We start from the raw sequence: 24967 nt of genomic DNA, 5'->3' as shown, positions 1-24967 counted from the left end.
GCCGTCGAGCGGCTACTCGACGGCCCGGGTGGAAGCAGCATCACCTCGCCCAGTGGGCGAGTTTCACCGGCAACGCTCCTTCGAGGAGAGGACAGCACCTCATGCTGCGCTCACGCAAATCCGCAGTCGGCTGGGCCGTCGCCCTGGCCCTGACGGCCGCCGGCCTGACCCCGGCGAGCCCGGCCGCCGCCCGACCACAGCCCGCCCGGACGATCGACTGGCGGCCCTGCGCCACTGACACCAGCGCCGAGTGCGGCACCCTGTCGCTGCCGGTGGACTGGAACCGACCCGGGGGTGAGCGTTTCGACCTGTCGCTGGCCCGCCGGGTCGCCGACCCGGCCACCCGCGAAGGCGCGCTGGTCTTCGGCCCCGGCGGGCCGGGCGACAGCGGGGTCGACCGGGTGGTGGACGGCAGCTCCCGATTCAGCGCCGACCTGCGGGCCCGGTTCGACATCGTCAGCTTCGACCCACGCGGCACCGGCGGCAGCCACCCGGTGGTCTGCGCCCGGGACCTGCTCGCCCGGCAACCGCAACTGATCGCCGACCAGGCGCAGTTCGACGCCACACTGGCCGACAACGCGCTGCTGCGCGCCGACTGCCGGGCCCGCACCGGGGCGCTCTACGACCACGTCGACACCACCAGTGCCGCCCGCGACCTGGACGCGGTCCGCGCCGCGCTCGGCGAACGGCAGTTGACCTTCCACGGCAGCTCGTACGGCACCCTGCTCGGGCAGCGGTACGCCGAGCTGTACCCCGACCGGGTCCGGGCCATGGTGCTGGAGGCCACGATGGACCACAGCCTCGGCACCCGCGCCTTCCTGGACACCCAGGCCGCCACAGCGGAGGGCGCGTTCGACGAGTTCGCCGCCTGGTGTGAACGGTCCACGGCCTGTGCCCTGCACGGCCGGGACCTCCGGTCGATCTGGGCCGGGCTGCACGTGCGGGCCGAGCAGGGCCTGCTGACCGACCCGAAGCGGCCCGGGGTGGTGCTGACCCCGTTCGAATTGAGCCGGCTCACCCACAAGGAGTTCTACGACACCTGGCGGTGGCCGGGCCTGGCCGAGTGGCTGGGCAGGATGGATGCCGCCACCGCCATGCGAAGCGCCGGCCCATCGACCGCCGACGCCGTGGCTCCGTACCCCTTCGCGGTTTTCTGTCAGGACTGGAGCCTGCCGGTGCGCGACTACCGCGAGTACGTCGGACATTTGCGCCGGGCGGCCCGGCTCGCGCCGGACCTGCGCTACCCGCCGGCGCTGTTCGCCCTGGTCACCTGCCTGGGCGCCCCGACGCCGGTGGCCAACCCGCAGCATCGGCTACGGGTCCACACCGATGTGCCGCTGCTGCTCGCCGCCACAGTGCACGACCCGGCCACTGGCTACGACTGGGCGCGCAACGTGGCACGGCAGTTGGGCCGGCACGGCGCGGTGCTCACCTACCAGGGGTGGGGGCACGGCAGCTACAGCAGCAGCCAGTGCGTGCAACGAGCCGTCGACTCGTATCTGACCGATCGGGTGGTGCCCGCCCGGGGTGCCAGCTGCCCGGCCGTCGAACCCGAGGTGTGACCGCCGCTGCCGGCCGCCGGGCGCCCGGCGGCCGGCAGCGCTGTGCTCAGCGGCTGTGGTAATTGTTGCCAAAGCGGCAAGGCGACGTCGCTCAGCCCTGCCCGGTCAGCCGGGCCGCCCGCACCTCCAGGTAGCGCTGCTCTGGCCGGCTCGTGGTGCCCCGCGCCGCCACCAGGTACGCCTCCCGCGCCGCACCGACCTCCCCGGCCAGCTCCAACAGGTGAGCCCGGACGGCGGCCAGCCGGTGGTGCCCGGCCGTGCGTTCGTCGGCGTCCAACGGCGTGAGCAGGGCGAGGCCGGCCCGGGGCCCGTCGACCATGGCCACCGCCACCGCCTGGTTGAGGGTGACCATCGGGTTCGGCGCGATCCGGGCCAGCAGTCGGTAGAGCGCGACGATCTGCCGCCAGTCCGTCTCCACCGCCGTCGACGCCTCGGCGTGCACAGCGGCGATGGCCGCCTGGAGCTGGTACGGGCCCGGCGGCGACCAGGTCAGCGCCTCGGTGATCAGCGCTACCCCCTCCGCGATGGCGGCGGCGTCCCACCGGGAACGGTCCTGCTCCGCCAGCGGCACCAACTCCCCGTCCGGCCCCACCCGGGCCGCCCGGTGCGCATCGGTCAGCAGCATCAGCGCCAGCAGCCCGGTCACCTCGCCGTCGTCGGGCAGCAGCCCGCGCAGGATGCGAGCCAGCCGGATCGCCTCGCCGGTCAGCTCGGCCCGGCGCAGGTCCTGGCCACTGGACGCGGTGTAGCCCTCGTTGAAGATCAGGTAGAGCACCCGCAGCACCGTGCCCAGCCGCTCGCCCCGCTCGGCCGGCCCGGGCATCGTGAACCGTGCCCCGGCAGCCTCGATCCGCTGCTTGGCCCGTCGGATCCGTTGACTCATCGTCGCCTCGGGCACCAGGTGCGCCCGGGCGATCTGGGCGGTGCTGAGACCGCCGACCGCCCGCAGGGTGAGCGCCACCTGCGCCGAGCCGGGCAGCGCCGGGTGGCAGCAGAGGAACAGCAGCGTGAGGGTGTCGTCGTCGGCCGCAACGGTGGGCTCCGCGTCCGCCGCGGGCGCCACCCCGGCGTACGCCGGCTCGCGCCGCGCCACCGCCACCTCACGGTCCCGGCGCGCGCTCTCGCTGCGCCACTCGTCGGTGAGCCGGCGGGTGGCAACGGTGAGCAGCCAGGCGCGCGGGTTGTCCGGCACGCCCTGCCCGGGCCACTGCGTCGCGGCGGCGAGCAGCGCCTCCTGGACCGCGTCCTCGCACCTGTCGAACTGTCCGTGCCGACGGACCAGCAGGCCGAGGACCTGCGGCGCGAACGTGCGCAGCAGATCCTCGACCGTCCGGTCCTCGGTCACATCTCCGTCCCGGCCTCGTCCATGATCGGGCGGACCTCCATCGCGCCGCCGTACCGGACGTCCGGCCAGCGGGCCGCAATCTCGGCAGCCCGCTGCGGGGTGTCGCAGTCGACGGCCAGGTAGCCGGCGAACTGCTCCTTGCTCTCCATGAACGGGCCGTCGAGGACCTCGGGGCTGCCGTCCACGAGCCGCACCGTCAACGTCTGCGACGGATTCGCCAACGCCTGGCCGCCGATCAGCTCGCCGGTCTCGGTCAGCTCCTTCATGATCTCGTCGACCTCACCGAAGAGGGCGGTGCGCTCCTGCTCGCTCAGACTCTCGGTGAAGCCGGGCCGGTTCCAGATCAGCAGCATGTACTTCACGGCGATTGCTCCTCAGGCTCTGGTCACACCCCGATCGGGGCGCGACTCACCGGAGGGTCGGAGCCCATCCCCCGATCCCTACCGCGTACCGAAGAAAATCGCAGAAACATCCGCCGAGGGCGTTCCCACGCCGGACGGTTCAGCGCGGATCGGGTCGCCCGGGCACCTGTCGGGGCTTCCGGGCGCCCCCGACGTCCAGCGAGGCCCGGTCGGCGGCCGAGGTGCCGGACGACCAGCCCTCGGCGTCGCGCACGCTGAGCCGGTGCCGGGTGACGCCGGGGAAGAGCGAGTCCAACCGCTCCCGGACCGCCTCGCCCCGCGCCGCGAGCACCGGCAACAGTCGTTCCGCCCCCGCCGTCTCGGCCGCCGCCTCGTCCGCCGCGGTGGTCGCCGCCTCGGTGGCCGTGCGCAGCCGCTCGCCGATCCGCAGCGCGAACGCGTTGAGGAAGGACTCGTCCCAGACCTTCGTCCGCCGCCCCGACCCCGGCCGACGCTCGGCACGGCCACGCAGCATCGCCGCCGTGGCCTGGACCAGCAGCGACGTGTAGAGCAACTCGACCGCCACCAGATCGGCCGGCCAGCCCAGCACTGTGGCGAAGCCCAGATCGTCGGACCAGACCGCCTCGCACCGGTTCGCCGCCGCCACCTCCTGCACCAGCAGCGCCTTCGCGCCCGCGTACGGGGCGTCGGTGCTCAGACGTACCCCGCCGGGCAGGTCACCGCGCTCGGACCCGGCCGCCAGCAACGCCTCGTCGATGCTGTGCCGGGCGATCAGCTCCTGGGCCTTTCCCGTCAGTGCCTCCGCCTCCGCCGGGAAGGTCGTCGACTCGGCCTTCGCCAGCAGCGCCCGCACCCGATCCAGCATCGGCGACCCGCTGCGAGCCGTGCCCGCCGTGCGGGGCAGTGCCGCGCCGCTCGTGCCCGGCGGTGGGCGCAGCACCGCGATCGGCGGCAGGCTCTCCACCAGCGCGAGAGCGTCCACTGCCGAGCGGAGCGCGTCGGCCCGGTCCAGACCCTCCTGGCTGGCCCAGCCGGCCACCACGCTGCCGTCGGCCTTGGTAACCGCCAACTCGCGTAGCTGGTCGTCCCACCAGGCCGGGACCGGCTCGGCCTGGTCGCGCCGCTGGGCGGCCATCGCGGCACGGACCAGCCGCGCCGCGCGGCCGTCGAGCCGTCGACTGGTGATCCGGTCCACGTCGACCGGCTGCCAACCGCGCGGCCAGAGCCGACCCAGTGCGCGGACCAGGCGACGCAGCAGAGCGGCATCCACCGCCGTGCTGCCGTCCGCGGCGCCGGTGCCGACCATCAGTTGGTCCAGCTGCCGTTCGGCCTGCCGTACGTCAGTGCCGCGCACCGCCGCGAGCGCGTTGGCGACGAGTTCGTCCGCGTCCGGCACGGGCACCTCCTTCTCGGGATCTGGCTGTCGCTGCCCCTCCAGGCTCCATGATCATGCCGTCAGTGGTCCGGGAGCCACGAAACGGGGATGTACCCCGGCTCCTTGGGCCTTCCCACGGCTTCAGTCCGACATGTTTCATGTGGTTCGGGGTATTTACGGCCCGTTCCGAGCTGACTGCGAGGTGTGTGGTGGTCGAAGCGAGCCTGCCGAGGACCCGGACCGCCGACGTTCGTTCCTCCACCCTCGTCGGCGTCCTGATCGGCATCGCGATCATGGCCGCGGTGGACGAGATCGTCTTTCACCAACTCCTCGCCTGGCACCACTTCTACGACCGCTCCACCCCATCGGTGGCGCTGCTCTCGGACGGGCTGCTGCACGCCGCCGAGGTGATCGCCCTGGTCGGCGGGTTCTTCTGGTTCGCCGACCTGCGTCGACGGCGTGCCCTGTCGAGCCGGCTCGCCTGGGGTGGCTTCCTGCTCGGCGCCGGAGGATTCCAGCTCTTCGACGGGATCGTCGACCACAAGGTGCTGCGGCTGCACCAGATCCGCTACGGCGTACACCTGGTGCCGTACGACGTGGTCTGGAACGTGGCCGGCGCGGTGCTGCTGCTGGCCGGCGTGGCTGTCCTGTGGCGTGCCCGTTCCCGCCGGCCCGACGCCGGCCCCCGATGACGGCGGTCGGGCCGCTGGCGCACGCCGGACACGGTGTGGCCGGGCCGACCTGGTTCCCGCTGGTCCCGGTCGCGTTGTTGGCGGTCGCTTACGTGCTGGCCGCCGTGCGGGACCCGCGGGGGTGGGACCACCGGCGGACCGCCTCCTGGCTGGTCGGCTGCGCCCTGCTGGCGGTCGCCGTCGGGCCGCTCGCCCAGCTCCCCGACAATCCGAGCGGGCACATGGCGCAGCATCTGCTGCTCGGCATGCTGGCCCCGCTGGGGCTGGTGCTCGCCGCCCCGGTGACGCTGCTGCTGCGGGTCGCGCCGCCGCCGGCGCGCCGAGCGGTCGGCCGGCTGCTGCGTGCCCGCCCGCTGCATCTGCTCGCCCACCCGGCCACGGCCGCGCTGCTGACCACCGGCGGGTTGGCGTTGGTGCTGCTCACCCCGCTGTACGCGGCGGCCGAACGGCAACCAGTCCTGCACCACGCCGTGCACCTGCACTACCTGGCCGCCGGGTACCTCTTCGCCTGGTCGTTGGCCGGGCCGGACCCGGCGCCGCGTCGCCCCGGGCTGGCGGTACGGGTCGGCGCGTTGCTGGCCGCGTCGGCCGGCCACGCCGTGCTGGCCAAGTACCTGTACGCCCAGGCCGAAACCCTCCCGCCCGACCTCACCGACCGCGACCCGGAAGCGTTCCGCTCGGCCGCCCAACTCATGTACTACGGCGGCGACCTGGCCGAGCTGCTCCTGGCCGCAGCCCTCTTCGCCACCTGGTACCACTCCCGCCGCCAACCCCGCCCCCACCCTCGCCCCCGCCCCGCCCCGCCCCGTCCCGCCCCGCCCCCACCCCCGCCCGTCGCCGTTGATCAAGAGGTTTGCGTCACCGGAAGGCGATTTCCTGACGCAAACCTCTTGATCAACAAGGTGAGGGGGTCGGTCAGGGGCGCTGGGGCCAGTGGGTGAGGATCTCCTCGACGGGTAGGACGTCCTGCTCCGGGTTGGGTGCCGGGGTCGGCCGGTCGGTCGGGGTGCGGTCGAAGCGGGGTGCGGGGGCCGGCTGGATCTCGCCGCCCACCTCGACGAACGTGCCCCGGGCCGCGTTGTGCGGGTGCGCGTGCGCCTCGCCGGGGGCGAGCACCGGCGCGACGCAGGCGTCCAGGTCGGCGAAGACCGCCGTCCACTCGTCCCGGGTGCGCTCGGCGAACCGTTCGGTGAACCGGCGGCGCAGCTCGTCCCAGCCGCTCGGGTCGTACTGGGCGGGCAGGTCCGGGTCGTCGGCGAGGCCGAGGCCGGTGAGCAGTACGGCGTAGAAGGCCGGTTCCATCGCGCCGACCGCCATGAATCCACCGTCGGCGGTGGCGTACGTGTCGTAGAACGGGGCCCCGCCGTCGAACATGTTGCCCCCGCGTGGGGCGGCCCACAGGCCGGCGCCGAGCAGCCCGTGCAGGAACGAGGTGAGCAGCGCCGAGCCGTCCACCATCGCCGCGTCGACCACCTGGCCGACGCCGGAGCGCTCCCGCTCCAGCAGCGCGGCCAGCACCCCGACGGCGAGCAGCATCCCGCCGCCGCCGAAGTCGCCGAGCAGGTTCATCGGCGCGTACGGGCGTTCGCCGGCCCGTCCGAGCGGCTCCAACGCCCCGGCCACCGCGATGTAGTCGATGTCGTGCCCGGCTCGGGCTGCCAGCGGGCCGTCCTGACCCCAGCCGGTCATCCGCGCGTACACCAGTCGGGGGTTGCGGGCCTGGCACACCTCCGGCCCGATGCCGAGCCGCTCGGCCACCCCCGGCCGGTACGCCTCGACCAGCACGTCCGCGCGGTCGGCGAGGCGCAGCAGGTCCGCCACCCCGGCCGGGGACTTGAGGTCCAGCGCGGTGACCTGCCGGCCGCGTTGCAACGGCCCGCTGGTCGGTGCGGCCAGCCGGCCCGCTCCCGGTGCGCCCGGCCGGTCCACCCGCACCACGTCCGCGCCGAGGTCGGCGAGCACCATGCAGCCGAACGGCGCCGGGGCGAGGCTGGCCAGCTCGACCACGCGCACCCCGGCCAGCGGCCCGCCGCGGGCCGCCATCACGCGACGTCAGCCGGTTCGGCCCGAAGGGCGGCGAGCCGGTCGGCCAGGTCGGCGGGGGGCGTGAACCGGTCGCCGTAGCTGGCGGCCAGCTCGGTGGCACGGGCCGCGAAGCCGGCCGGGCCGCCCGTGTACTGCCGGACGTAGCGGATCACCCCGCCCGTCCACGCCGGGAAGCCGATGCCGAAGATCGAGCCGATGTTGGCGTCGGTCTCGGTGCGCAGCACCCCCTCGTCGAGGCAGCGCAGCGCGTCCAGCGCCTCGGCGAAGAGCATCCGCTCCTGAAGGTCGGTGAACGGCACCGCCCGACCCGCGTCGGTGATCAGGTCGGCGAGCCCGGACCACAGCCGGCCCCGGGCACCCTCGTCGTAGGAGTAGAAGCCGCGTCCGGCGGCGCGCCCCGGCCGGTCGTACGCGTCGACCAGCTCGTCCACCAGGCGGTGCGCCGGCAGCGGGCGGAACTCCTCGCTGGCCGCCTCGAACTGGCGGCGGATCCGTTGGATCAGCGTGAGACTGACCTCGTCGGCCAGCGCCAGCGGCCCGGTCGGGTAGCCGGCCTGGAGGGCGGCCTGCTCCACCGATGCGGTGGGGACACCCTCGGCGACCATGCCGACCGCCTCGTCGATGAACCTGCCGATCACCCGGCTGGTGAAGAAGCCCCGGCCGTCGTTGACCACGATCGGGGTCTTGCCGATCCGCCGGCCCAGGTCGAAGGCCCGGGCCAGCGCCACGTCCCCGGTCCGCTCGCCCACCACGATCTCCAGCAGCGGCATCCGGTCCACCGGAGAGAAGAAGTGCATGCCGATGAAGTCCGCCGGCCGGTCCACGCCGGCGGCCAGCCCGGTGATCGGCAGGGTGGAGGTGTTGGAGGCGAGCAACGCGTGGGGTGCCAGGACGGGTAGCACCTCGGCGAAGACCCGCTGTTTCAGCGCCGGGTCCTCGAAGACCGCCTCGATGACGGCGTCGCAGCCGGCGAGGGCGCCCGCCTGGTCGGTGGTGGTGATCCGATCCAGTACGGCGCGGGCGTCCGCCTCGGTCGTGCGGCCCTTGCGTACGGCGCGGGCCAGTAGGCGCTCGGCGTGTTCGCGGGCTCGGCCGGCGGCCTCCGGCGTGACGTCCTTGACCACGACGTCCAGCCCGGCTGTGGCGCAGGCGTACGCGATGCCCGCGCCCATCATGCCGGCCCCGAGCACCGCCACCCGGCGTACCGGTGCGGCGTCCACACCGGTCGGTCGGGCCGCGCCACCGTTGACGGCCTTCAGGTCGAAGAAGAACGCACCGATCATGTTCTTGGCGACCTGCCCGGTGAGCAGGCCGATCAGGTGCCGGGTCTCCACCGTCAGGGCGGTCTCCAGGTCGACCTGTGCGCCCTCGACGGCGGCGGCGAGGATCGCCTCGGGCGCGGGTAGCCGGGCACCCTTGAGCTGCTTGCGCAGCGTCGCCGGGAAGGCGGGCAGTTGTGCGGCCAGCGAGCGGCTCGCCGGGGTGCCACCCGGCATCCGATAGTCCGGCCGGTCCCACGGTTGCGCCGGGTGCGGGTTCGCCGCGATCCAGGCCCGTGCCCGGTCCAGCAGTTCGGCGGGCGTGGCGACCACCTCGTCGACCAGCCCGACCGACAGCGCCTCGGTCGGGCGCATCCGCCGGCCGGTGAGCAGCACCGTGGTCAGCGCGCCGGCCAGGCCGAGCATCCGCACGGTCCGGGTGACGCCACCCGCCCCGGGCAGCAGGCCCAGCGTCACCTCGGGCAGCCCGAGCCGGCTGCCGGGGGTGTCCAGCGCGATCCGGTGGTGGCAGGCGAGCGCGATCTCCAGGCCACCGCCGAGCGCGGAGCCGTTGACCGCGGCGACCACCGGTCGGCCCAGCGTCTCCAGCCGGCGCAGGTCCCGTTTGATGGCGCCGAGCAGGTCGGCCAGGTCGGGCGCGTCGGCACGGGTCGCCCGGATCATCTCGGGCAGGTCGCCGCCGGCGAAGAAAGTCGACTTCGCGCTGGTCACTATGACGCCGACGAGATCGCTCTCGGCCTCCAGCCGGTCCAGCACAGCGCTCATCGAGGCGGCGTACGCCCGGTTCATGGTGTTGGCGGACTGGGTGGGGTCGTCCAGGGTGAGCGTGACGATGCCGTCGGCGCCGCGGTCGTACCGGATGGTGTCTGTCATTGTCGTCCTCCGGGTCAGCAGCGCTCGAGAACTGTGGCGACGCCCATGCCGCCGCCGATGCACAGGGTCACCACGGCCCGGCGCAGGTCGCGGCGCTCCAACTCGTCCAACGCCGTACCGAGCAGCATCGCTCCGGTCGCGCCGAGCGGGTGGCCGAGCGCGATCGCGCCGCCGTTGACGTTCACCCGGTCCGGGTCGAGGCCCAAGTCGCGGACGTACTTGAGCACCACAGCGGCGAACGCCTCGTTGATCTCGAACAGGTCGATGTCGTCGACTGTCAGCCCGGCTACGGCCAGCGCCTTGTGGGTGGCCGGGATCGGGCCGGTCAACATCAGCGTCGGGTCCGCGCCGGTGACCGCAGCGCCGACGATCCGGGCGCGCGGGGTGAGGTTGAGATCCCGACCAACCTGTTCCGAACCGATCAGCGCCAACGCCGCGCCGTCCACGATGCCGGACGAGTTGCCCGCGTGGTGGACGTGCTCGATGGCCTCCAGCCAGTGGAACTTCTGCAACGCGACCGCGTCGAAGCCGGCCGCCTCACCCATCGTGGCGAACGACGGGGTGAGCTTGGCCAGCGCCTCCCGGGTCGTCTCCGGGCGCGGGTGCTCGTCGACGGTGAGGATGTCCAGGCCGTTGCCGTCGCGGACCGGCACCACCGAGCGGGCGAAGTATCCGCCGGCCCACGCCTTGGCGGCCCGCTCCTGCGACCGCAGCGCGTAGCCGTCCACGTCGTCGCGGGTGAAGCCCTCCAGGGTGGCGATCAGGTCCGCGCTGACGCCCTGCGGCACGAACGACGTGGCCAGCGCGGTCTGTGGATCGGTGGCCCAGGCCGCCCCGTCGGAGCCCATCGGCACCCGGGACATCGACTCGACCCCGCCGGCGAGCAGCAGATGCTCCCAGCCGGAGCGGATTCGCGCGGCGGCGGAGTTGACCGCCTCCAACCCGGAGGCGCAGAACCTGTTGAGCTGCACCCCGCCGACCTGGTCCGGCAGGCCGGCCAGCAGCGCGGCGGCCCGGGCCAGGTCGCCGCCCTGCTCGCCGACCGGGGTCACGATGCCGAGCAGCAGGTCCTCCAGCCGGCCGACGTCCAGGCCGGGGTTGCGCTCCCGCAACGCGTCGATCAGGCCGACCACGAGGGAGATGGGCTTGACCCCGTGCAGCGCGCCGGTGTCCCGGCCGCGTCCGCGCGGGGTGCGGACCGCGTCATAGACGTACGCCTCAGAGGGCACGGGCGATCAACTCCTTCATGATCTCGTTGGTGCCGCCGTAGATCTTCTGGACGCGGGCGTCGGCGTACATCCGGGCGATCGGGTACTCCGTCGTGTAGCCGTAGCCGCCGAAGAGCTGAAGGCATCTGTCGACGACCTCGCACTGCCCGTCGGTGAGCCACGACTTCGCCATCGCCGCTGTGGAGACGTCCAGGTCGCCACGGGTGTGTCGGACGATGCAGTCGTCCAGGAAGACGCGGCTGACCCGGGCGCGGGTGGCGCACTCGGCGAGCACCATCCGGGTGTTCTGGTGACCCATCAACGCCTTGCCGAAGGCGGTGCGCTCCTTGGCGTACGCGACGGTCAGCGCGACCGCCCGTTCCATGGCGGCGACCGCGCCCACACCGATGACCAGCCGTTCCTGCGGAAGCTGCTGCATGAGTTGGACGAAGCCCAGCCCTTCGGCGCCGCCGAGCAGGTTGGCCGCCGGCACCCGGAACTCGTCGAAGAACAACTCCGCCGTGTCGTTGGCGTGCAGGCCGATCTTGGACAGCAGCCGACCTCGCCGGAAGCCCTCCGGGTCACCGCCCACCTCGCAGACAAGCAGCGAGACGCCGGCCGCCCGCTGCTCGGGGTCGGTCTTCACGGCGACGATGATCAGGTCGGCCAGGCCACCGTTGGTGATGAACGTCTTCGCGCCGGTGACCAGGTAGTCGTCGCCGTCGCGGACCGCCCGGGTCCGCATCGCCTGAAGATCGGAGCCGCCGTCCGGTTCGGTCATCGCGATGGCACCGACCAGCTCGCCGCTGCACAGGCCGGGCAGCCAGCGCCGCTTCTGCTCCTCGCTGCCGTACGCCACCAGGTAGCCGGTGACGATGCCACTGTGGACGGCGAGGCCCAGACTGCTCTCCCCGGTGTACGCCTGCTCGTGCAGCAGCACCGCCTCGTGGGTGAACCCGCCGCCTCCACCGCCGAACTCCTCCGGGACCGACAGGCCGAGCAGCCCCAGCTCACCGGCGCGCCGGTAGTGCTCGCGGTCCGGGTGGCCCTGCGCGAGAAGGCGTTCGGCGTGCGGCAGCACCTCCTTGGTGAAGAAGGTGCGGGCCAGTTCGGCGAGGTCGTCGTGTTCCGGTTCGCGCCAGGGCGAGGGGGGATGGTCGGGCGTCGACATGTGCACACCCTCGCGCCCTGTTGGCACGCTGTCAATAAGCGGTGCTGGACGGCTGCGGCGGCGTCGGGGCGCGCGGTGATCAAGGTGAGGAACGGCTGCTGACCGGTGGGCTGTCGATAGGGTCGGGCAGATGAGTGTCGAGACGGCTCCGCGCCGCCGCCGTTTGGAGCCGGACGCCCGGCGTGGGCAGATCCTGGCCTGCGCGGTCCGGCTGTTCGGCGAGCGCCCGTACGCGGACGTGTCGACCACCGACGTGGCCCGCGAGGCAGGTGTCGCTCGCGGCCTGGTCAACCATTACTTCGGTGCGAAGAAGGACCTCTACCTGGAGGTCGTCCGGGTCATGGTGACCATCCCCGAGGTTGCAGTGGAGCGGCTGCCCAAGGGTGATCTCCGGACCCGGGTCGACGCCAGCGTCACCTGGTTCCTCGACGTGGTGTCCCGGCACAGCACCTCGTGGCTGGCGGCGGTCACCGCCCGGGGGATGGGCGGCGACGCCGACGTGGAGCGGGTGCTCGCCGAGGCCGAGGAGGTCGCCGCGGACCGGATGCTGGTCGCCGTCGGGCTGGCCGGCGAGGCGGAGCACCGCGAGGAGTTGCGCGGGATGGTCCGCGCGTACGGCGGGCTGGCGACGTCGACCGCCAGGGAATGGCTTCAGCGCGGCGCGCTGACCCGCGCCCAGGTGCACCTGCTGCTCACCGCCACCCTGCTGACCATCGTCGAGCAGGTCATCCCGCAGGCCCTCGCCGACGACGGTTCGCCCCGGCCGGCACAGCCGGCTGGACCTTCGGCGTAGGGCCTGACTCGGGGCGGGTGACGCAGGCCACGGGCGCGATGATTGCCGGTGAAATAGGCATAGGGGCTACGGTTATTTCAGCGGTCCACGGGTACCCACCCTCGACGTGCCGCCGACCGCGTCACCGGAGGAGGAGACATGACCACATCTGCCCTGTCCTACGAGGTGTTCGTCTCAGACGGCCCGATGCGAGCCGGTGATCGGCGCATGCCGGACGGGTCGCGGCTTTACGGAAGCCCGGTCGCGTCCACGTTGATCTTCGGGGCCGAGGAGGCCCTTCTCGTGGACCCACCCTTCACCCACGAGCAGATCGCGAAGGTGGGCGACTGGATCGCCCAGTCGGGTAAGCGGCTGACGTACATCTACGCCACCCACGGGCACGGCGACCACTGGTTCGGTGCGGCTGAGCTGGTCAAGCGCTTCCCCGGTGCCGTCACCTACGCGACGCCCGGCACCATCGAGGTCATGCACCAGCAGGCCACTGTTGGCCGGAGTGAGGTGTTCGACAGGGATTTCCCCGGCCTGATCCCGGAGTCGCCGGTGGACGCGGTGCCCGTGCCGGCCGACGGGTTCCTGCTGGAGGGTAATCTCATCCAACCCGTCGAAACCGGGCACACCGACACCGACCAGTCCACCGTGCTGCACGTTCCGTCGATCGGCCTGGTGGTCGCCGGTGACGTCGTCTACAACGGGGTTCACCAGTACATCTCGGAGAGCGCCAACGGGGGCCTGCGGCAATGGCTCGACGCCCTCGACCGCGTCGAGGCGCTCGCACCCCGCGCAGTCGTCGCCAGTCACAAGAACCGGGACCTCCCCGACGACCCGGCCAGCATCGACCAGACCCGGCAGTACCTGCTGAACGTGGAGCGGCTGTTGGCCGAGAAGCAGACCGCCAGTGAGTTCTTCGACGAGATCGTGCGACTCTACCCAGACCGGATCAATCCGGGACCGGCGTGGTACGGGGCGCTTGCCCTGCTCGGGAAGTGAGCTGATGGTGCCCTCGATCCCCCACCGCCCAGCAGATGTGGTGGTCGGGTCGTGGCCCGCCACCGCGAGGTACGACCTGGGCGCCGCCCCAGGTGGCCTCGGGCTCGTCCAGGATCTGCTCAACACGATCTCGGCCGGCGCTCCACGGCAACCGGACCTCCTGGACGAACTGGACAGCGCCACGGAGTGGGCCCACCTGGCCGTCGCGCAGTGGTCGACGGCCACCGGGCGCCCGGCGCCCGACGTCACGCTCGACGACGCAGGGCTCCGGGCGCTGCGCATCTTCCGCGAGGAATTGTCGGACGAGATCGATGCCAGGCTCCGCATCACGCCGGACCCCGGGCAACCCGTCGGAGCGTCGAACCGGGTTCCGACCGGATCTCGTACCACCGGTGCCACGCTCCGGCTCGATCGAGACGGCTCCGTCCACCTCGACCCCGCCGGGTTCGGTGTCGATCTGCTGATCTCACTCATCCTCGGCGTGCTGTTCGAGGCGCAGCTCGCCGACGTCGGGCGGAGGATCAAGACCTGCCGCAACCCCCGCTGCCGGGTGGCGTTCTACGACCGCTCCCGCAACAACAGCGGGGCCTGGCACTCCGTCCGCGCCTGCGGGCACCCCACCAACCTGCGCGCCCACCGCGCGCGCCAACGGCAGGCGGACTGACGATCAGGCGGCCCGGCGCTCGTCGCCCTGGCCGGTGCGGGGCCGACCGCTGTGCGCTGCCGGTGCGGCGAACCGGTCGGCCGCCTGCGCCGGATAGGACTCGGGGCGCACCACCCGCAGCGGCCGGTCCACCTCGTCGGCCCCGAAGCGCCAGCGGGACGGCGTCGGCTGCCGCTGCGGTGCCGGGCCACCGGGGCGCAGCCCGGGCCGGGACAGCGCCACGGTGATCAGGTAGCCGACCACCAGGAAGCCATGGCTGATCAGCCGTTCCCCGCCCACCGAACCGGTGGCCAGGTCGTTCACCGACAGCAGCAGCAACGTGCCGACGAACGCGCTGAGCATCGGCAGCAGCCCGGCGGGCGGGCTGCGGCGCAACGCCACGAACAGGAAGCCCGCGCCCACTGCCACGTTCCACGCCGCCGACTCGTGCCACAGGTGTTGGCCGGTGGGGTGCAGGTGGTCGGCGGTCGCGCCCCGGCCGACCTGGGCCAGGCCGAGCACCAGTTGCACCGCGCCGAGCAGCCCGAGCGCCGACCGCAGGCCGGCGACGAGCGGGCCACGTCCGAACGCCGCGCGCAACCCGGCGGCGAGCTGACCCCGTCCGGGCACCTTTCGCAGGCCGGCTACCAGCGGGCCACGCCGCCACCGTGACCGGCGGGCCGGGTCCGCGCTGGCGGCGGCAAGGATCGCCGCCGTCCGGTCGGGCACCTCGACCACCAATCGGGTACGAACCCGACGGGTCACCGCGGCCGCCGCCGTGAACCAGGCCCGACAATCGGCACACCCGTCGAGGTGCCCCTGCACCGCCGCCAGTTCGGCGGCGGTCTCCTCCCCGTCCAACTGCGCGGACAGGACCTCCCGCCACTGCTCACACCCCATGTATCGGTAGTCGCTCCGGCAGCCGCTCCGGTTCCCGGCGACCGTGACCCGTTGTGGAATACTCGCCGGATCATGACGCGTTACGGCCTGCTGATCCTGCCCGCCACCAACCGGGTGTACGCCCGCGCCGCAGTCGACCTCACCCGGGCCGAGCTGGAGATCTTCGGCCGCTCGGCGCTGGACGGCCGGATCGGCGAGCTGGACACCGAGGTCGTGGGAGGGGCGTCCTACATCACGTTCACCGGCGACGGGCTGACCGAGCGTGACCTGGCCGTCCTGGGCAACCTCTCCGCCGGGTACGCGTTGTTCGAGATCGTCGGTGAGCTGTTGCGGCCGATCGAGTGGAGCCGTCTGGACCGCTACGACGACGATCTGCTCACCATTCAGAAGTACCCGGGCAAGACCAATGAGCAGTTCACCAAGCTGCTGCTCAACGTCACACTGCTCGCCTCGGACTGGGCCGCCGAGATGACCAGCCGCCGGTTCCGGGTGCTCGACCCGCTCTGTGGTCGGGGCACCACCCTCAACCAGGCGCTGATGTACGGCTTCGACGCCGCCGGGATCGAGCGCGACCAGAAGGACGTCGAGGCGTACCGGGCGTTCGTCACCACCTGGCTGAAGCAGAAGCGGGTCAAGCACCGGGTGCTGGAGTCGGGGCCGGTGCGGCGGGAGCGCAAGGTGGTCGGCCGGCGGGTACGGATCGAGGTGGCGCCGACCCGTGAGGAGCACAAGGCCGGCCAGACGCAACTGCTGGACGTGGTCAACGCCGACACCACCCGCTCGGCGGAGTTCTTCCGCCCGGAGACCGTGGACCTGGTCGTCGCCGACGCGCCGTACGGCGTGCAGCACGGCAGCCGTACCGCCGGGCAGGGGTTGACCCGCGACCCGCTGGCGTTGCTCGCGGACGCCGCGCCGGTCTGGGCCCGGTTGTTGCGGCCCGGCGGTGCGCTCGGGATCTCCTGGAACACCCACGTCGCCAGTCGGGACGACGCGGCGGCGGCGTTGGCCGACGCCGGCCTGACGGTGGTCGACGACGAGCCCTACCGCGCGCTGCGGCACCGGGTGGACCAGTCGATCATGCGTGACGTGCTGGTGGCACGCCGCCCGGCCTGACCCCCGGCCTCGCCCCTCCGCCCCTCCGCCCCTCCGCCCCTGCGCCGCGCCGCCGCGCAGTGCGTCACCCCATCGGGGTCGCGCACGGTCTCGTGCGTCCTTTGCTCTGCACCCGCGGAGGCGACACTCACGGTCCGTAGCTGGTGCCTCCGCGGGTGCAGAGCAAAGGGGTGGACAACTGATCTCGACCCCCCGGACCACCGAGGGTTTGTGCCGCATTTCACCTGTTCAGTGGGCGGGCGTGAAAACCACGTCAAGAAAGGGTTCGCCCCCGTCATGGTCGCGTTATGACCCCTGCCGTTCGGCGGGTGGTGGGGCTTTGATTGCCCGGCGCGACCGGAAGGCGGTCGCGACGAACCTTTCCGGCTGAGGAGTCAGCGTGTCTGACGTGGTGTTCGTGGTCCTGACGGTGGTGCTGTTCGCAGTGCTCGCCCTGGTGGTCCGGGCGGTGGAGAAGCTGTGAACGCGGTAAACGCCGTCGGTCTGGTGCTCGCGGTCGTCCTGGGCGCGTTCCTGGTGTTCGCCCTGCTGTTTCCGGAGCGCTTCTGATGACCATGACAACAGCGGGCGTCATCTTCGTGTTGACGCTGGTGGCGGCCCTGGTCGCCGTATACAAGCCGTTCGGCGACTACATGTTCCGGGCGGTCTCCGCCACCAAGCAGTCCCGGGTCGAGCGGGGCATCTTCCGACTGGTCGGGGTCAACCCGGCAGCCGAGCAGACCTGGGGCGTGTACGCCCGCAGCGTGCTGGCGTTCTCCGCGGTCTCGATCCTGTTCCTGTACCTGTTCCAGCGGGTGCAGAACCACCTGTGGTTGTCGCTCGGGTTCGACCCGGTGGTGCCGCACGGCGCGTGGAACACGGCCGTGTCGTTCGTGACGAACACGAACTGGCAGTCGTACTCGGGTGAGTCGACGATGGGCCACCTGGTGCAGATGGCCGGTCTGGCCGTACAGAACTTCGTGTCGGCGGCGGTCGGCATCGCGGTGGCTGTCGCGTTGGTACGCGGCTTCGCCCGCAGCCGTACCGGGCAGCTCGGCAACTTCTGGGTCGACCTGACCCGGATCACGCTGCGGATCCTGCTGCCGATCGCGGTGCTCGGCGCCATCGCGTTGATGATCGGCGGGGCGGTGCAGAACCTGTCCGCCGGCACCGACGTGAGCACGCTGACCGGCGGCACCCAGACCATCACCGGTGGTCCGGTCGCCAGCCAGGAAGTGATCAAGGAGCTGGGCACCAACGGTGGCGGCTTCTACAACGTCAACAGCGCGCACCCGTTCGAGAACCCGACCACCTGGACGAACTGGCTGCAGATCTTCCTGATCTTCCTGATCCCGTTCAGCCTGCCCCGGGTCTTCGGCCGGATGGTCGGGCAGAACCGGCAGGGCTACGCCATCGCCGCGGTGATGGGCATCCTCGCGTTCCTCAGCGTCGCCATCACCAACATCTTCGAGCTGGCTGGCCACGGCACTGTGCCGCAGGCGGTCGGCGCAGCGATGGAGGGCAAGGAGGTCCGGTTCGACGTGTCGAACTCGGCCACCTTCGCCGCCGCCACCACGCTCACCTCGACCGGTGCGGTGAACTCGTTCCACGACTCGTTCACCTCGCTCGGCGGCATGATGACGATGGTCAACATGATGCTCGGCGAGGTTGCGCCGGGCGGCACCGGTTCGGGGCTCTACGGCCTGCTCATCCTCGCGGTGATCACGGTCTTCGTGGCCGGGCTGATGGTGGGTCGTACTCCCGAGTACCTGGGCAAGAAGATCGGGTCCCGCGAGATCAAGTTCGCCTCGCTCTACTTCCTGATCACGCCGATCCTGGTGCTCGTCGGTACGGCGGCGGCGTTCGGCACCGGCAACAACTCGACGGCGCTCAACGTCGGCCCGCACGGCCTCTCCGAGGTGCTGTACGCGTTCACCTCGGCCAGCAACAACAACGGCTCGGCGTTCGGCGGCATCACTGTCAACACCACCTGGTGGGACACCGCGCTCGGGTTGTGCATGCTGCTGGGCAGGTTCCTGCCGCTGATCTTCGTGCTCGCGTTGGCCGGCTCGCTGGCCCGCCAGGCACCCACCCCCGCGTCCGAGGGCACTCTGCCGACCCATCGACCGCTGTTCATCGGCATGGTCGTCGGCGTCACCGTGGTCCTCGTCGCGCTGACCTTCCTGCCCGCGCTCGCGCTCGGTCCGCTGGCAGAGGGGCTCTGACCATCATGAGGAACGAGGACATGTCCGTCACGTCCGCCCCAACAGAGCAACTCCCCGGTACGCCCGCCATTCAGGGCAACCGGATCGGTGGAGGGCTGCTCGACCCCAAGCAGTTGATCCGGTCCCTGCCGGACGCGGTACGCAAGCTGAACCCCGCCACGATGTGGCGCAACCCGGTGATGCTGATCGTGGAGGTCGGTGCGGCCTTCACCACCGTCCTGGCGGTGGCCGACCCGTCGGTGTTCGCCTGGGCGATCACCATCTGGCTCTGGCTGACGGTGGTCTTCGCCAACCTGGCCGAGGCGGTCGCCGAGGGTCGGGGCAAGGCCCAGGCCGCGACCCTGCGGCAGGCGAAGAAGGACACCATCGCCACCCGGCTGATCGACTGGAAGCCGGGCGCGCGGGCCAACACCTACCGCGACGAGGCGGTGCCGGCGCCGGACCTGCGTCAGGGCGACGTGGTGCTCGTCGAGGCGGGCGGCATCATTCCCGGTGACGGTGACATCGTCGAGGGCATCGCCAGCGTCGACGAGTCGGCCATCACCGGCGAGTCGGCCCCGGTCATCCGGGAGTCCGGCGGCGACCGCAGCGCGGTCACCGGTGGCACCAAGGTGCTCTCCGACCAGATCATCGTGAAGATCACCCAGAAGCCCGGGGAGAGCTTCATCGACCGGATGATCGCCCTGGTCGAGGGTGCCAACCGGCAGAAGACGCCGAACGAGATCGCGCTGAACATCCTGCTCGCCGCGCTCACTGTCATCTTCCTGCTGGCCGTCGTCACCCTCCAGCCGCTGGCCATCTTCTCCAAGGCGTACCAGGCGGCCGCTCCGGACAGCGGGGCGATCACCGGTTCCGGTGTCACCGGGGTCGTGCTGGTCTCGCTGCTGGTCTGCCTGATCCCCACCACCATCGGGGCGCTGCTCTCCGCCATCGGCATCGCCGGCATGGACCGCCTCGTCCAGCGCAACGTCCTGGCCATGAGCGGCCGGGCCGTCGAGGCGGCCGGCGACGTCAACACCCTGCTGCTGGACAAGACCGGCACCATCACGCTGGGCAACCGGCAGGCCGCCGAGTTCGTTCCGGTCGAGGGGGTCGACGCCGCGACGTTGGCCGACGCCGCGCAGATGTCCAGCCTGGCCGACGAGACCCCGGAGGGGCGCTCGGTGGTCGTCCTGGCGAAGAACGAGTTCGGGCTGCGCGAGCGCGAGCCCGGCGTGATGCCGCACGCCACCTTCGTACCGTTCACCGCGCAGACCCGGATGAGCGGCGTCGACCTCACCCCGGACGCCAGCGTGGACGCCGGCGCGGTGGGCACGGCCCGCCGGGTCCGCAAGGGCGCCGCGGCGGCGGTCATGAAGTGGGTACGCGAGAACGGCGGTCACCCGACCGAGCAGGTCGGCGAGATCGTGGACGCGATCAGCGGCACCGGCGGCACCCCGCTCGTGGTCGCCGAGCACGTCGACGGTCAGCCCGCCCGCGCGCTTGGCGTCATCCACCTCAAGGACGTCGTCAAGTCCGGCATGCGCGAACGGTTCGACGAGATGCGCCGGATGGGCATCCGCACCGTGATGATCACCGGCGACAACCCGCGTACCGCGAAGGCGATCGCCGACGAGGCCGGGGTGGACGACTTCCTGGCCGAGGCGACGCCGGAGGACAAGCTCGCGCTGATCAAGCGGGAGCAGGAGGGCGGTCGGCTGGTCGCGATGACCGGTGACGGCACCAACGACGCGCCGGCGCTCGCCCAGGCCGACGTCGGGGTGGCCATGAACACCGGCACGTCGGCCGCCAAGGAGGCCGGCAACATGGTCGACCTCGACTCCGACCCGACCAAGCTGATCGAGATCGTGGAGATCGGCAAGCAGTTGCTGATCACCCGTGGCGCGCTGACCACGTTCAGCATCTCGAACGACATCGCGAAGTACTTCGCGATCATCCCGGCCATGTTCGCCGGCCTCTACCCGAGCCTGGACGCGCTGAACATCATGCGGCTGGCCAGCCCGGAGTCGGCGATCCTGTCCGCTGTCATCTTCAACGCCCTGGTGATCATCGCGCTGATCCCGCTCGCCCTGCGGGGCGTGCGGTACCGGCCGGCCGCCGCGTCGAAGCTGCTCAGCCGCAACCTGCTGGTCTACGGACTGGGCGGCATCATCGTGCCGTTCATCGGGATCAAGATCATCGACCTGCTCATCCAGTTCATCCCGGGGATTTCGTGATGCGCCTACCCACCTGGATCGCCCAACACCTCGCCGCGCTGCGCGCCGTACTCGTCTTCACGGTGCTGCTCGGCCTGGTCTACCCGCTGGCCCTGGTAGCGCTCGGTCAGCTACCCGGCCTCAACCACAAGACCGACGGTTCGCTGATCTCCTCGGGCGGGACGGTTGTCGGCAGCGCGCTGATCGGCCAGTCCTTCACCGACGCGGACGGCAACCCGATCGCCCGGTACTTCCAGTCCCGCCCCTCCGCCGCCGGCGACGGCTACGACCCGACCTCCACCTCGGCCAGCAACCTGGGCCCGGAGAGCGTTGTCGACACCATCGCCACCGACCCGGAGGAATCCAGCGAGAGCCTGCTCACCCAGGTGTGTGGGCGCAGCAAGTCGGTCGGCGAACTCAACGGCGTCGACGGCCGGCGCCCGTACTGCACCGACGACGGGGTGGGCGCCGTGCTCGCGGTGTTCCGCGCCGACGGTCTGACTGGCCCGGTCACCCGGGTGGTCAGCGTCAACCAGGCAGCCCCGGCCACGCCGTTCGTCAGCGAGTACCAGGGCGTGACGGTGGAGCCGGCCCAGCCTGGCGAGGACTACGTGGCCGCCGGCGGGGTGGTCACCCCGATCCGGGGCGACGCGCCCGCTGACCCGGCGGTGCCGGCCGACGCGGTCACCGCCAGCGCCAGCGGCCTCGACCCGCAGATCAGCCCGGCGTACGCCGAGTTGCAGGTGAACCGGGTCGCGCGGGAGCGCGGCGCGGACCCGGCGGCGGTCCGCAAGCTGGTCAAGGAGCACACCGACGGGCGGGCGCTCGGCTTCATGGGTGAGCCCGGCGTGAACGTGCTGGAGCTCAACCTCGCGCTCGACAAGCAGTTCGCCGCACGCTGAGCACGCGCGCGGGGCGGGGCCGTGCCCACCGGGCGCGGCCCCGACCGCCAATCTGACCAGGGAGGATGGTCCCCGTGCCACGCGGAGAACTGCGCATCTATCTGGGGGCCGCCCCCGGCGTCGGTAAGACGTACGCCATGTTGGAGGAGGCCCAGCGGCGGGCCACGCGCGGCACCGACGTGGTGATCGGTTTTGTGGAGACCCACGGCCGTCAACACACCGCCGCGATGCTCGGTGATCTGGAGCAGGTGCCCCGCCGGACCATCGACTACCGCGGCGCGGAGTTCACCGAGATGGACCTGGACGCGGTGCTGGCCCGCCGACCACAGATCGCCGTGGTCGACGAGTTGGCGCACAGCAACGTGCCCGGTTCCCGGCACGACAAGCGCTGGCAGGACGTCCAGGAGCTGCTCGACGCGGGGATCGACGTGCTGTCCACCGTCAACGTGCAGCACCTGGAGTCGGTGAACGACGTCGTCGCGCAGATCACCGGCACCACCCAGCGCGAGACCGTGCCGGACGAGATCGTCCGCGCCGCCGAGCAGGTCGAGCTTGTCGACATGACCCCGGAGGCGCTGCGCCGGCGGATGGCGCACGGCAACATCTACCGACCCGACAAGATCGACGCCGCGTTGGGCAACTACTTCCGGGTCGGCAACCTCACCGCGCTGCGCGAGCTGGCGCTGCTCTGGCTGGCCGACAAGGTCGACGAGCAGCTCGACCGCTACCGCAGCCAGCAGGGCATCGCTGCCACCTGGGAGGCCCGGGAACGGGTGGTGGTCGCGCTGACCGGCGGCCCGGAGGGCGAGACGCTGATCCGCCGCGCCGCCCGGGTCGCGGCCCGCAGCAAGGGCGCCGACCTGCTCGCCGTGCACGTGGCCCGCAGCGACGGCCTGGCCGGGGCCGACCCGGCCCAGTTGGCCCGGCAACGGGTGCTGGTGGAGAGCCTGGGCGGCACGTACCACCAGGTGCTCGGCACCGACGTGCCGGCCGCGCTGCTGGACTTCGCCCAGGGCGTGAACGCCACCCAGTTGGTGCTGGGGGCCAGCCGGCGGGGTCGCCTCGCGCAGGTCTTCGCAAGGGGTGTCGGGGTGACCACCACAGCGCTCTCCGGCTCGATCGACGTGCACCTGGTCACCCACAAACAGGCCGGCAAGGGCCGGAGGGCGGCGGCCGTGCCGGCCGCGCTGTCCCGACGCCGCCGGCTGCTCGGCTTCGGTCTGGCGGTGCTGGGCATGCCGCTGCTCACAGTGCTGCTGAAGACCCTGCCCGACCTGACGTTGACGAACGACATCCTGCTGTTCCTCGCCGGGGTGGTCGGGGTCGCGCTGGTCGGCGGGGTGTGGCCGGCCCTGGTCGCCGCGCTCGGCGGCTCGCTGCTGCTCAACTGGTTCTTCACCCCGCCCTTCCGCACGCTCACCATCGCCGAGGCGGACAACCTGCTCGCCCTGGCCGTCTTCGTCGGGGTGGCCCTGGCCGTGAGCTGGATCGTCGACGTGGCCGCCCGGCGTACCCGGGAGGCCGCGCGGGCCGCCGCCGACGCGCAGACCCTCGCCGCCGTCGCCGGTGGTGTGCTGCGCGGCGAACGTCCGCTGCCCGCCCTGCTCGATCAGCTCCGGGAGACCTTCGGGCTCCGCGCGGTGAGCGTGCTGGAGTTGGCCGAGGAGGCCAGCGGGCGACCGGAGCGGGCCCGCGAGGAGCACGCCTGGTGCGTGGTGGCGAGCGTCGGCGAGCAGCCGGCGTGCACACCCGACGCCGGCGAGACGGCGGTCCCGGTCGACGAGCGGATCACTGTCGTGCTCAGCGGCCGGCGGTTGGAGGCGGCCGACCGGCGCATCGTCGAGGCGTTCGCCGCCCAGGCCGCCGTCGCGCTCCGCCAGGAACGGCTCGCCGAGGAGGCCGCCACCGCCCGGCCCCTCGCCGCCGCCGACCGGATGCGCACCGCGCTGCTCGCAGCGGTCAGCCACGATCTGCGTACCCCACTGGCGTCCGCGAAGGCGGCCGTGACCAGCCTGCGCAGCCACGACATCGAGTTCGACGAGTCCGACCGCGAGGAGTTGCTGGAGACCGCCGAGGAGTCGCTGGACCGGCTCGCCCGGCTGGTCGGCAACCTGCTGGACATGAGCCGGCTCCAGGCGGGCGTGCTGGGCATCTCGGCGACAGCGATCGGCCTGGAGGACGCCGTACCCCTGGCGCTTGACGAACTTGGCCCGGTGGCCGCGACGGTCGGCACTGACATTCCGGCCGACCTGCCGGCCGCCACCGCCGACCCGGGCCTGCTGGAACGGGTGCTTGTCAACATCGTCGCCAACGCGCTGCGGTACAGCCCGCCCGGTCAGCCGCCCACGATCACCGCGAGCGCCCACGCCGGCCAGGTTGAGCTGCGGGTGATCGATCGGGGGCCGGGCATCCCGGAGGACCAGTGGGAGCACGTCTTCCTGCCGTTCCAACGTCTCGGCGACCGGGACAACCAGACGGGTGTCGGTCTCGGTCTTGCGCTGTCCCGGGGGTTGGCCGAGGCGATGGGTGGCAGCATCACCCCGGAGACCACGCCCGGCGGTGGGCTCACCATGGTGCTGCGGCTGCCCGCCGCGCCGACCAGCTCGGAGGGGCCGCAGGAATGACGCGCATCCTGGTCGTCGACGACGAACCGCAGATCCTGCGTGCCCTGCACATCAACCTGCGCGCCCGCCGGTACGACGTGGACGTGGCCGGCACCGGGGCCGCCGCGTTGAAGGCCGCCGCCAGCCACCCGCCCGACCTGGTGGTGCTGGACCTCGGCCTGCCCGACATCGACGGCGTGGAGGTGATCCGGGGCCTGCGCGGGTGGACCACAGTGCCGATCATCGTGCTCTCCGGTCGGGCCGGCAGCGAGGACAAGGTCGCCGCGCTGGACGCGGGCGCGGACGACTACGTCACCAAGCCGTTCGGGGTGGAGGAGCTGCTGGCCCGCATCCGCGCGGTGACCCGCCGTCTCGGCGGGCCCAGCGAGGCGGTGCCGGCCCTGCGGATCGGCCAGCACACAGTCGACCTGGCCGACCACAGCGTGCGGCGCGACGACGGCACCGAGGTCAAGCTGACCCCCACCCAGTGGAGCGTGCTGGAGAAGCTGCTGCGTCACCCCGGCAAGCTGGTCAGCCAACGTCAGCTCCTCCAGGACGTGTGGGGGCCGGAATACCAGAACGAGACCAACTACCTGCGGCAGTACCTGGCCCAGCTGCGGCGCAAGCTGGAGGACGACCCGGCCCGCCCTCGCCACCTCATCACCGAGCCGGGAATGGGTTACCGCTACCGGCCCTGAACCGTTGACACCCGC

General features: G+C 72.1%; 21 protein-coding genes. 13 read left to right on the top strand and 8 right to left on the bottom strand.

Annotated elements, in window-relative coordinates:
- Window positions 1-101: 101 nt before the first annotated feature.
- A complete protein-coding gene (locus AB0B48_RS07695) occupies window positions 102-1562 on the top strand; it encodes an alpha/beta hydrolase (RefSeq protein ID WP_357197468.1) in 1461 nt (486 codons plus the stop codon).
- 91 nt (window positions 1563-1653) lie between these two features.
- Here AB0B48_RS07695 and AB0B48_RS07690 read toward each other — a convergent pair whose 3' ends face one another.
- The 3 genes from AB0B48_RS07690 to AB0B48_RS07680 all read right to left on the bottom strand — a co-directional run bounded on the left by AB0B48_RS07690 (window position 1654) and on the right by AB0B48_RS07680 (window position 4665).
- Complete coding sequence (locus tag AB0B48_RS07690; RefSeq protein ID WP_357197462.1) at window positions 1654-2907, bottom strand: sigma-70 family RNA polymerase sigma factor; 1254 nt, start codon at window positions 2905-2907, stop codon at window positions 1654-1656.
- Complete coding sequence (locus tag AB0B48_RS07685) at window positions 2904-3260, bottom strand: YciI family protein (RefSeq protein WP_357197465.1); 357 nt, start codon at window positions 3258-3260, stop codon at window positions 2904-2906. The genes AB0B48_RS07690 and AB0B48_RS07685 overlap by 4 nt, the downstream gene beginning before the upstream one ends.
- 148 nt (window positions 3261-3408) lie before the next feature.
- A complete protein-coding gene (locus AB0B48_RS07680) occupies window positions 3409-4665 on the bottom strand; it encodes a DUF2786 domain-containing protein (RefSeq protein ID WP_357197459.1) in 1257 nt (418 codons plus the stop codon).
- A gap of 188 nt (window positions 4666-4853) precedes the next feature.
- On the opposite strand from AB0B48_RS07680, the gene AB0B48_RS07675 reads away from it, so the two are divergent.
- Together AB0B48_RS07675 and AB0B48_RS07670 are read left to right on the top strand one after the other, a co-directional pair.
- On the top strand, window positions 4854-5336 hold the full coding sequence (locus AB0B48_RS07675; protein ID WP_357197456.1) for a DUF2243 domain-containing protein: 483 nt from the start codon (window positions 4854-4856) through the stop codon (window positions 5334-5336).
- Window positions 5333-6277 (top strand): cytochrome c oxidase assembly protein, encoded by a 945-nt coding sequence (locus AB0B48_RS07670; protein ID WP_357197453.1) that lies wholly within the window; start codon window positions 5333-5335, stop codon window positions 6275-6277. Before AB0B48_RS07675 ends, AB0B48_RS07670 begins: the two co-directional genes overlap by 4 nt.
- Here the strand turns inward: AB0B48_RS07670 and AB0B48_RS07665 are convergent.
- From AB0B48_RS07665 to AB0B48_RS07650, 4 genes are read right to left on the bottom strand one after another with little or no spacing between them, the layout of a single operon-like run.
- Window positions 6252-7379 (bottom strand): CaiB/BaiF CoA-transferase family protein, encoded by a 1128-nt coding sequence (locus AB0B48_RS07665; protein ID WP_357197450.1) that lies wholly within the window; start codon window positions 7377-7379, stop codon window positions 6252-6254. The genes AB0B48_RS07670 and AB0B48_RS07665 overlap by 26 nt on opposite strands.
- The gene (locus tag AB0B48_RS07660) at window positions 7379-9535 is read right to left on the bottom strand and encodes a 3-hydroxyacyl-CoA dehydrogenase NAD-binding domain-containing protein (protein WP_357197447.1); all 2157 of its coding nucleotides are present in this window, start codon (window positions 9533-9535) and stop codon (window positions 7379-7381) included. Before AB0B48_RS07660 ends, AB0B48_RS07665 begins: the two co-directional genes overlap by 1 nt.
- Before the next feature lie 14 nt (window positions 9536-9549).
- Entirely contained in the window at window positions 9550-10764 is a 1215-nt protein-coding gene (locus tag AB0B48_RS07655) for an acetyl-CoA C-acetyltransferase (RefSeq protein WP_357197443.1), read from the bottom strand.
- Window positions 10754-11914, bottom strand: coding sequence for an acyl-CoA dehydrogenase family protein (locus AB0B48_RS07650; RefSeq protein ID WP_357197440.1), 1161 nt, complete (start codon window positions 11912-11914; stop codon window positions 10754-10756). The genes AB0B48_RS07655 and AB0B48_RS07650 overlap by 11 nt, the downstream gene beginning before the upstream one ends.
- 130 nt (window positions 11915-12044) lie before the next feature.
- On the opposite strand from AB0B48_RS07650, the gene AB0B48_RS07645 reads away from it, so the two are divergent.
- The 3 genes from AB0B48_RS07645 to AB0B48_RS07635 all read left to right on the top strand — a co-directional run bounded on the left by AB0B48_RS07645 (window position 12045) and on the right by AB0B48_RS07635 (window position 14358).
- On the top strand, window positions 12045-12707 hold the full coding sequence (locus tag AB0B48_RS07645; protein ID WP_357197437.1) for a TetR/AcrR family transcriptional regulator: 663 nt from the start codon (window positions 12045-12047) through the stop codon (window positions 12705-12707).
- 138 nt (window positions 12708-12845) lie between these two features.
- Entirely contained in the window at window positions 12846-13694 is an 849-nt protein-coding gene (locus AB0B48_RS07640; protein WP_357197434.1) for an MBL fold metallo-hydrolase, read from the top strand.
- Between the two features lie 4 nt (window positions 13695-13698).
- Entirely contained in the window at window positions 13699-14358 is a 660-nt protein-coding gene (locus AB0B48_RS07635) for a CGNR zinc finger domain-containing protein (protein ID WP_357197431.1), read from the top strand.
- A gap of 3 nt (window positions 14359-14361) precedes the next feature.
- Here AB0B48_RS07635 and AB0B48_RS07630 read toward each other — a convergent pair whose 3' ends face one another.
- Complete coding sequence (locus AB0B48_RS07630) at window positions 14362-15237, bottom strand: zf-HC2 domain-containing protein (RefSeq protein WP_357197428.1); 876 nt, start codon at window positions 15235-15237, stop codon at window positions 14362-14364.
- 72 nt (window positions 15238-15309) lie between these two features.
- Between AB0B48_RS07630 and AB0B48_RS07625 the strand changes: the two genes are divergently transcribed.
- From AB0B48_RS07625 to AB0B48_RS07595, 7 genes are all read left to right on the top strand, one after another.
- A complete protein-coding gene (locus AB0B48_RS07625; protein ID WP_357197426.1) occupies window positions 15310-16350 on the top strand; it encodes an SAM-dependent methyltransferase in 1041 nt (346 codons plus the stop codon).
- A gap of 459 nt (window positions 16351-16809) precedes the next feature.
- Window positions 16810-16899: a K(+)-transporting ATPase subunit F gene (gene kdpF, locus AB0B48_RS07620; protein WP_036410889.1), complete on the top strand. Its 90-nt coding sequence runs from the start codon at window positions 16810-16812 to the stop codon at window positions 16897-16899.
- On the top strand, window positions 16899-18554 hold the full coding sequence (gene kdpA, locus AB0B48_RS07615; protein ID WP_357197423.1) for a potassium-transporting ATPase subunit KdpA: 1656 nt from the start codon (window positions 16899-16901) through the stop codon (window positions 18552-18554). The genes kdpF and kdpA overlap by 1 nt, the downstream gene beginning before the upstream one ends.
- Window positions 18555-18574: 20 nt before the next feature.
- The gene (kdpB, locus tag AB0B48_RS07610; protein WP_357197420.1) at window positions 18575-20770 is read left to right on the top strand and encodes a potassium-transporting ATPase subunit KdpB; all 2196 of its coding nucleotides are present in this window, start codon (window positions 18575-18577) and stop codon (window positions 20768-20770) included.
- Complete coding sequence (locus AB0B48_RS07605) at window positions 20770-21651, top strand: potassium-transporting ATPase subunit C (protein ID WP_357197417.1); 882 nt, start codon at window positions 20770-20772, stop codon at window positions 21649-21651. Before kdpB ends, AB0B48_RS07605 begins: the two co-directional genes overlap by 1 nt.
- Window positions 21652-21725: 74 nt before the next feature.
- Window positions 21726-24275: a DUF4118 domain-containing protein gene (locus tag AB0B48_RS07600; protein ID WP_357197414.1), complete on the top strand. Its 2550-nt coding sequence runs from the start codon at window positions 21726-21728 to the stop codon at window positions 24273-24275.
- Window positions 24272-24952 (top strand): response regulator, encoded by a 681-nt coding sequence (locus AB0B48_RS07595; RefSeq protein ID WP_355005030.1) that lies wholly within the window; start codon window positions 24272-24274, stop codon window positions 24950-24952. Before AB0B48_RS07600 ends, AB0B48_RS07595 begins: the two co-directional genes overlap by 4 nt.
- Window positions 24953-24967: the final 15 nt, after the last annotated feature.

The organism is Micromonospora sp. NPDC049089 (assembly GCF_040648775.1).
Classification (GTDB): Bacteria; Actinomycetota; Actinomycetes; order Mycobacteriales; family Micromonosporaceae; genus Micromonospora.
The sequence above is the reverse complement of the archived record's forward strand: the minus strand, read 5'-3'. Positions and strand labels throughout refer to the sequence as shown.

What these genes read in the sequence shown, in the direction of transcription:
- AB0B48_RS07695 (WP_357197468.1), top strand. Translation starts at nt 102, where the DNA reads ATGCTGCGCTCACGCAAATCCGCAGTCGGCTGGGCCGTCGCCCTGGCC.
- AB0B48_RS07685 (WP_357197465.1), bottom strand. Translation starts at nt 3,260, where the DNA reads ATGCTGCTGATCTGGAACCGGCCCGGCTTCACCGAGAGTCTGAGCGAG.
- AB0B48_RS07670 (WP_357197453.1), top strand. Translation starts at nt 5,333, where the DNA reads ATGACGGCGGTCGGGCCGCTGGCGCACGCCGGACACGGTGTGGCCGGG.
- AB0B48_RS07665 (WP_357197450.1), bottom strand. Translation starts at nt 7,379, where the DNA reads ATGGCGGCCCGCGGCGGGCCGCTGGCCGGGGTGCGCGTGGTCGAGCTG.
- AB0B48_RS07660 (WP_357197447.1), bottom strand. Translation starts at nt 9,535, where the DNA reads ATGACAGACACCATCCGGTACGACCGCGGCGCCGACGGCATCGTCACG.
- AB0B48_RS07650 (WP_357197440.1), bottom strand. Translation starts at nt 11,914, where the DNA reads ATGTCGACGCCCGACCATCCCCCCTCGCCCTGGCGCGAACCGGAACAC.
- AB0B48_RS07645 (WP_357197437.1), top strand. Translation starts at nt 12,045, where the DNA reads ATGAGTGTCGAGACGGCTCCGCGCCGCCGCCGTTTGGAGCCGGACGCC.
- AB0B48_RS07640 (WP_357197434.1), top strand. Translation starts at nt 12,846, where the DNA reads ATGACCACATCTGCCCTGTCCTACGAGGTGTTCGTCTCAGACGGCCCG.
- AB0B48_RS07635 (WP_357197431.1), top strand. Translation starts at nt 13,699, where the DNA reads ATGGTGCCCTCGATCCCCCACCGCCCAGCAGATGTGGTGGTCGGGTCG.
- AB0B48_RS07630 (WP_357197428.1), bottom strand. Translation starts at nt 15,237, where the DNA reads ATGGGGTGTGAGCAGTGGCGGGAGGTCCTGTCCGCGCAGTTGGACGGG.
- AB0B48_RS07625 (WP_357197426.1), top strand. Translation starts at nt 15,310, where the DNA reads ATGACGCGTTACGGCCTGCTGATCCTGCCCGCCACCAACCGGGTGTAC.
- kdpA (WP_357197423.1), top strand. Translation starts at nt 16,899, where the DNA reads ATGACCATGACAACAGCGGGCGTCATCTTCGTGTTGACGCTGGTGGCG.
- kdpB (WP_357197420.1), top strand. Translation starts at nt 18,575, where the DNA reads ATGTCCGTCACGTCCGCCCCAACAGAGCAACTCCCCGGTACGCCCGCC.
- AB0B48_RS07605 (WP_357197417.1), top strand. Translation starts at nt 20,770, where the DNA reads ATGCGCCTACCCACCTGGATCGCCCAACACCTCGCCGCGCTGCGCGCC.
- AB0B48_RS07595 (WP_355005030.1), top strand. Translation starts at nt 24,272, where the DNA reads ATGACGCGCATCCTGGTCGTCGACGACGAACCGCAGATCCTGCGTGCC.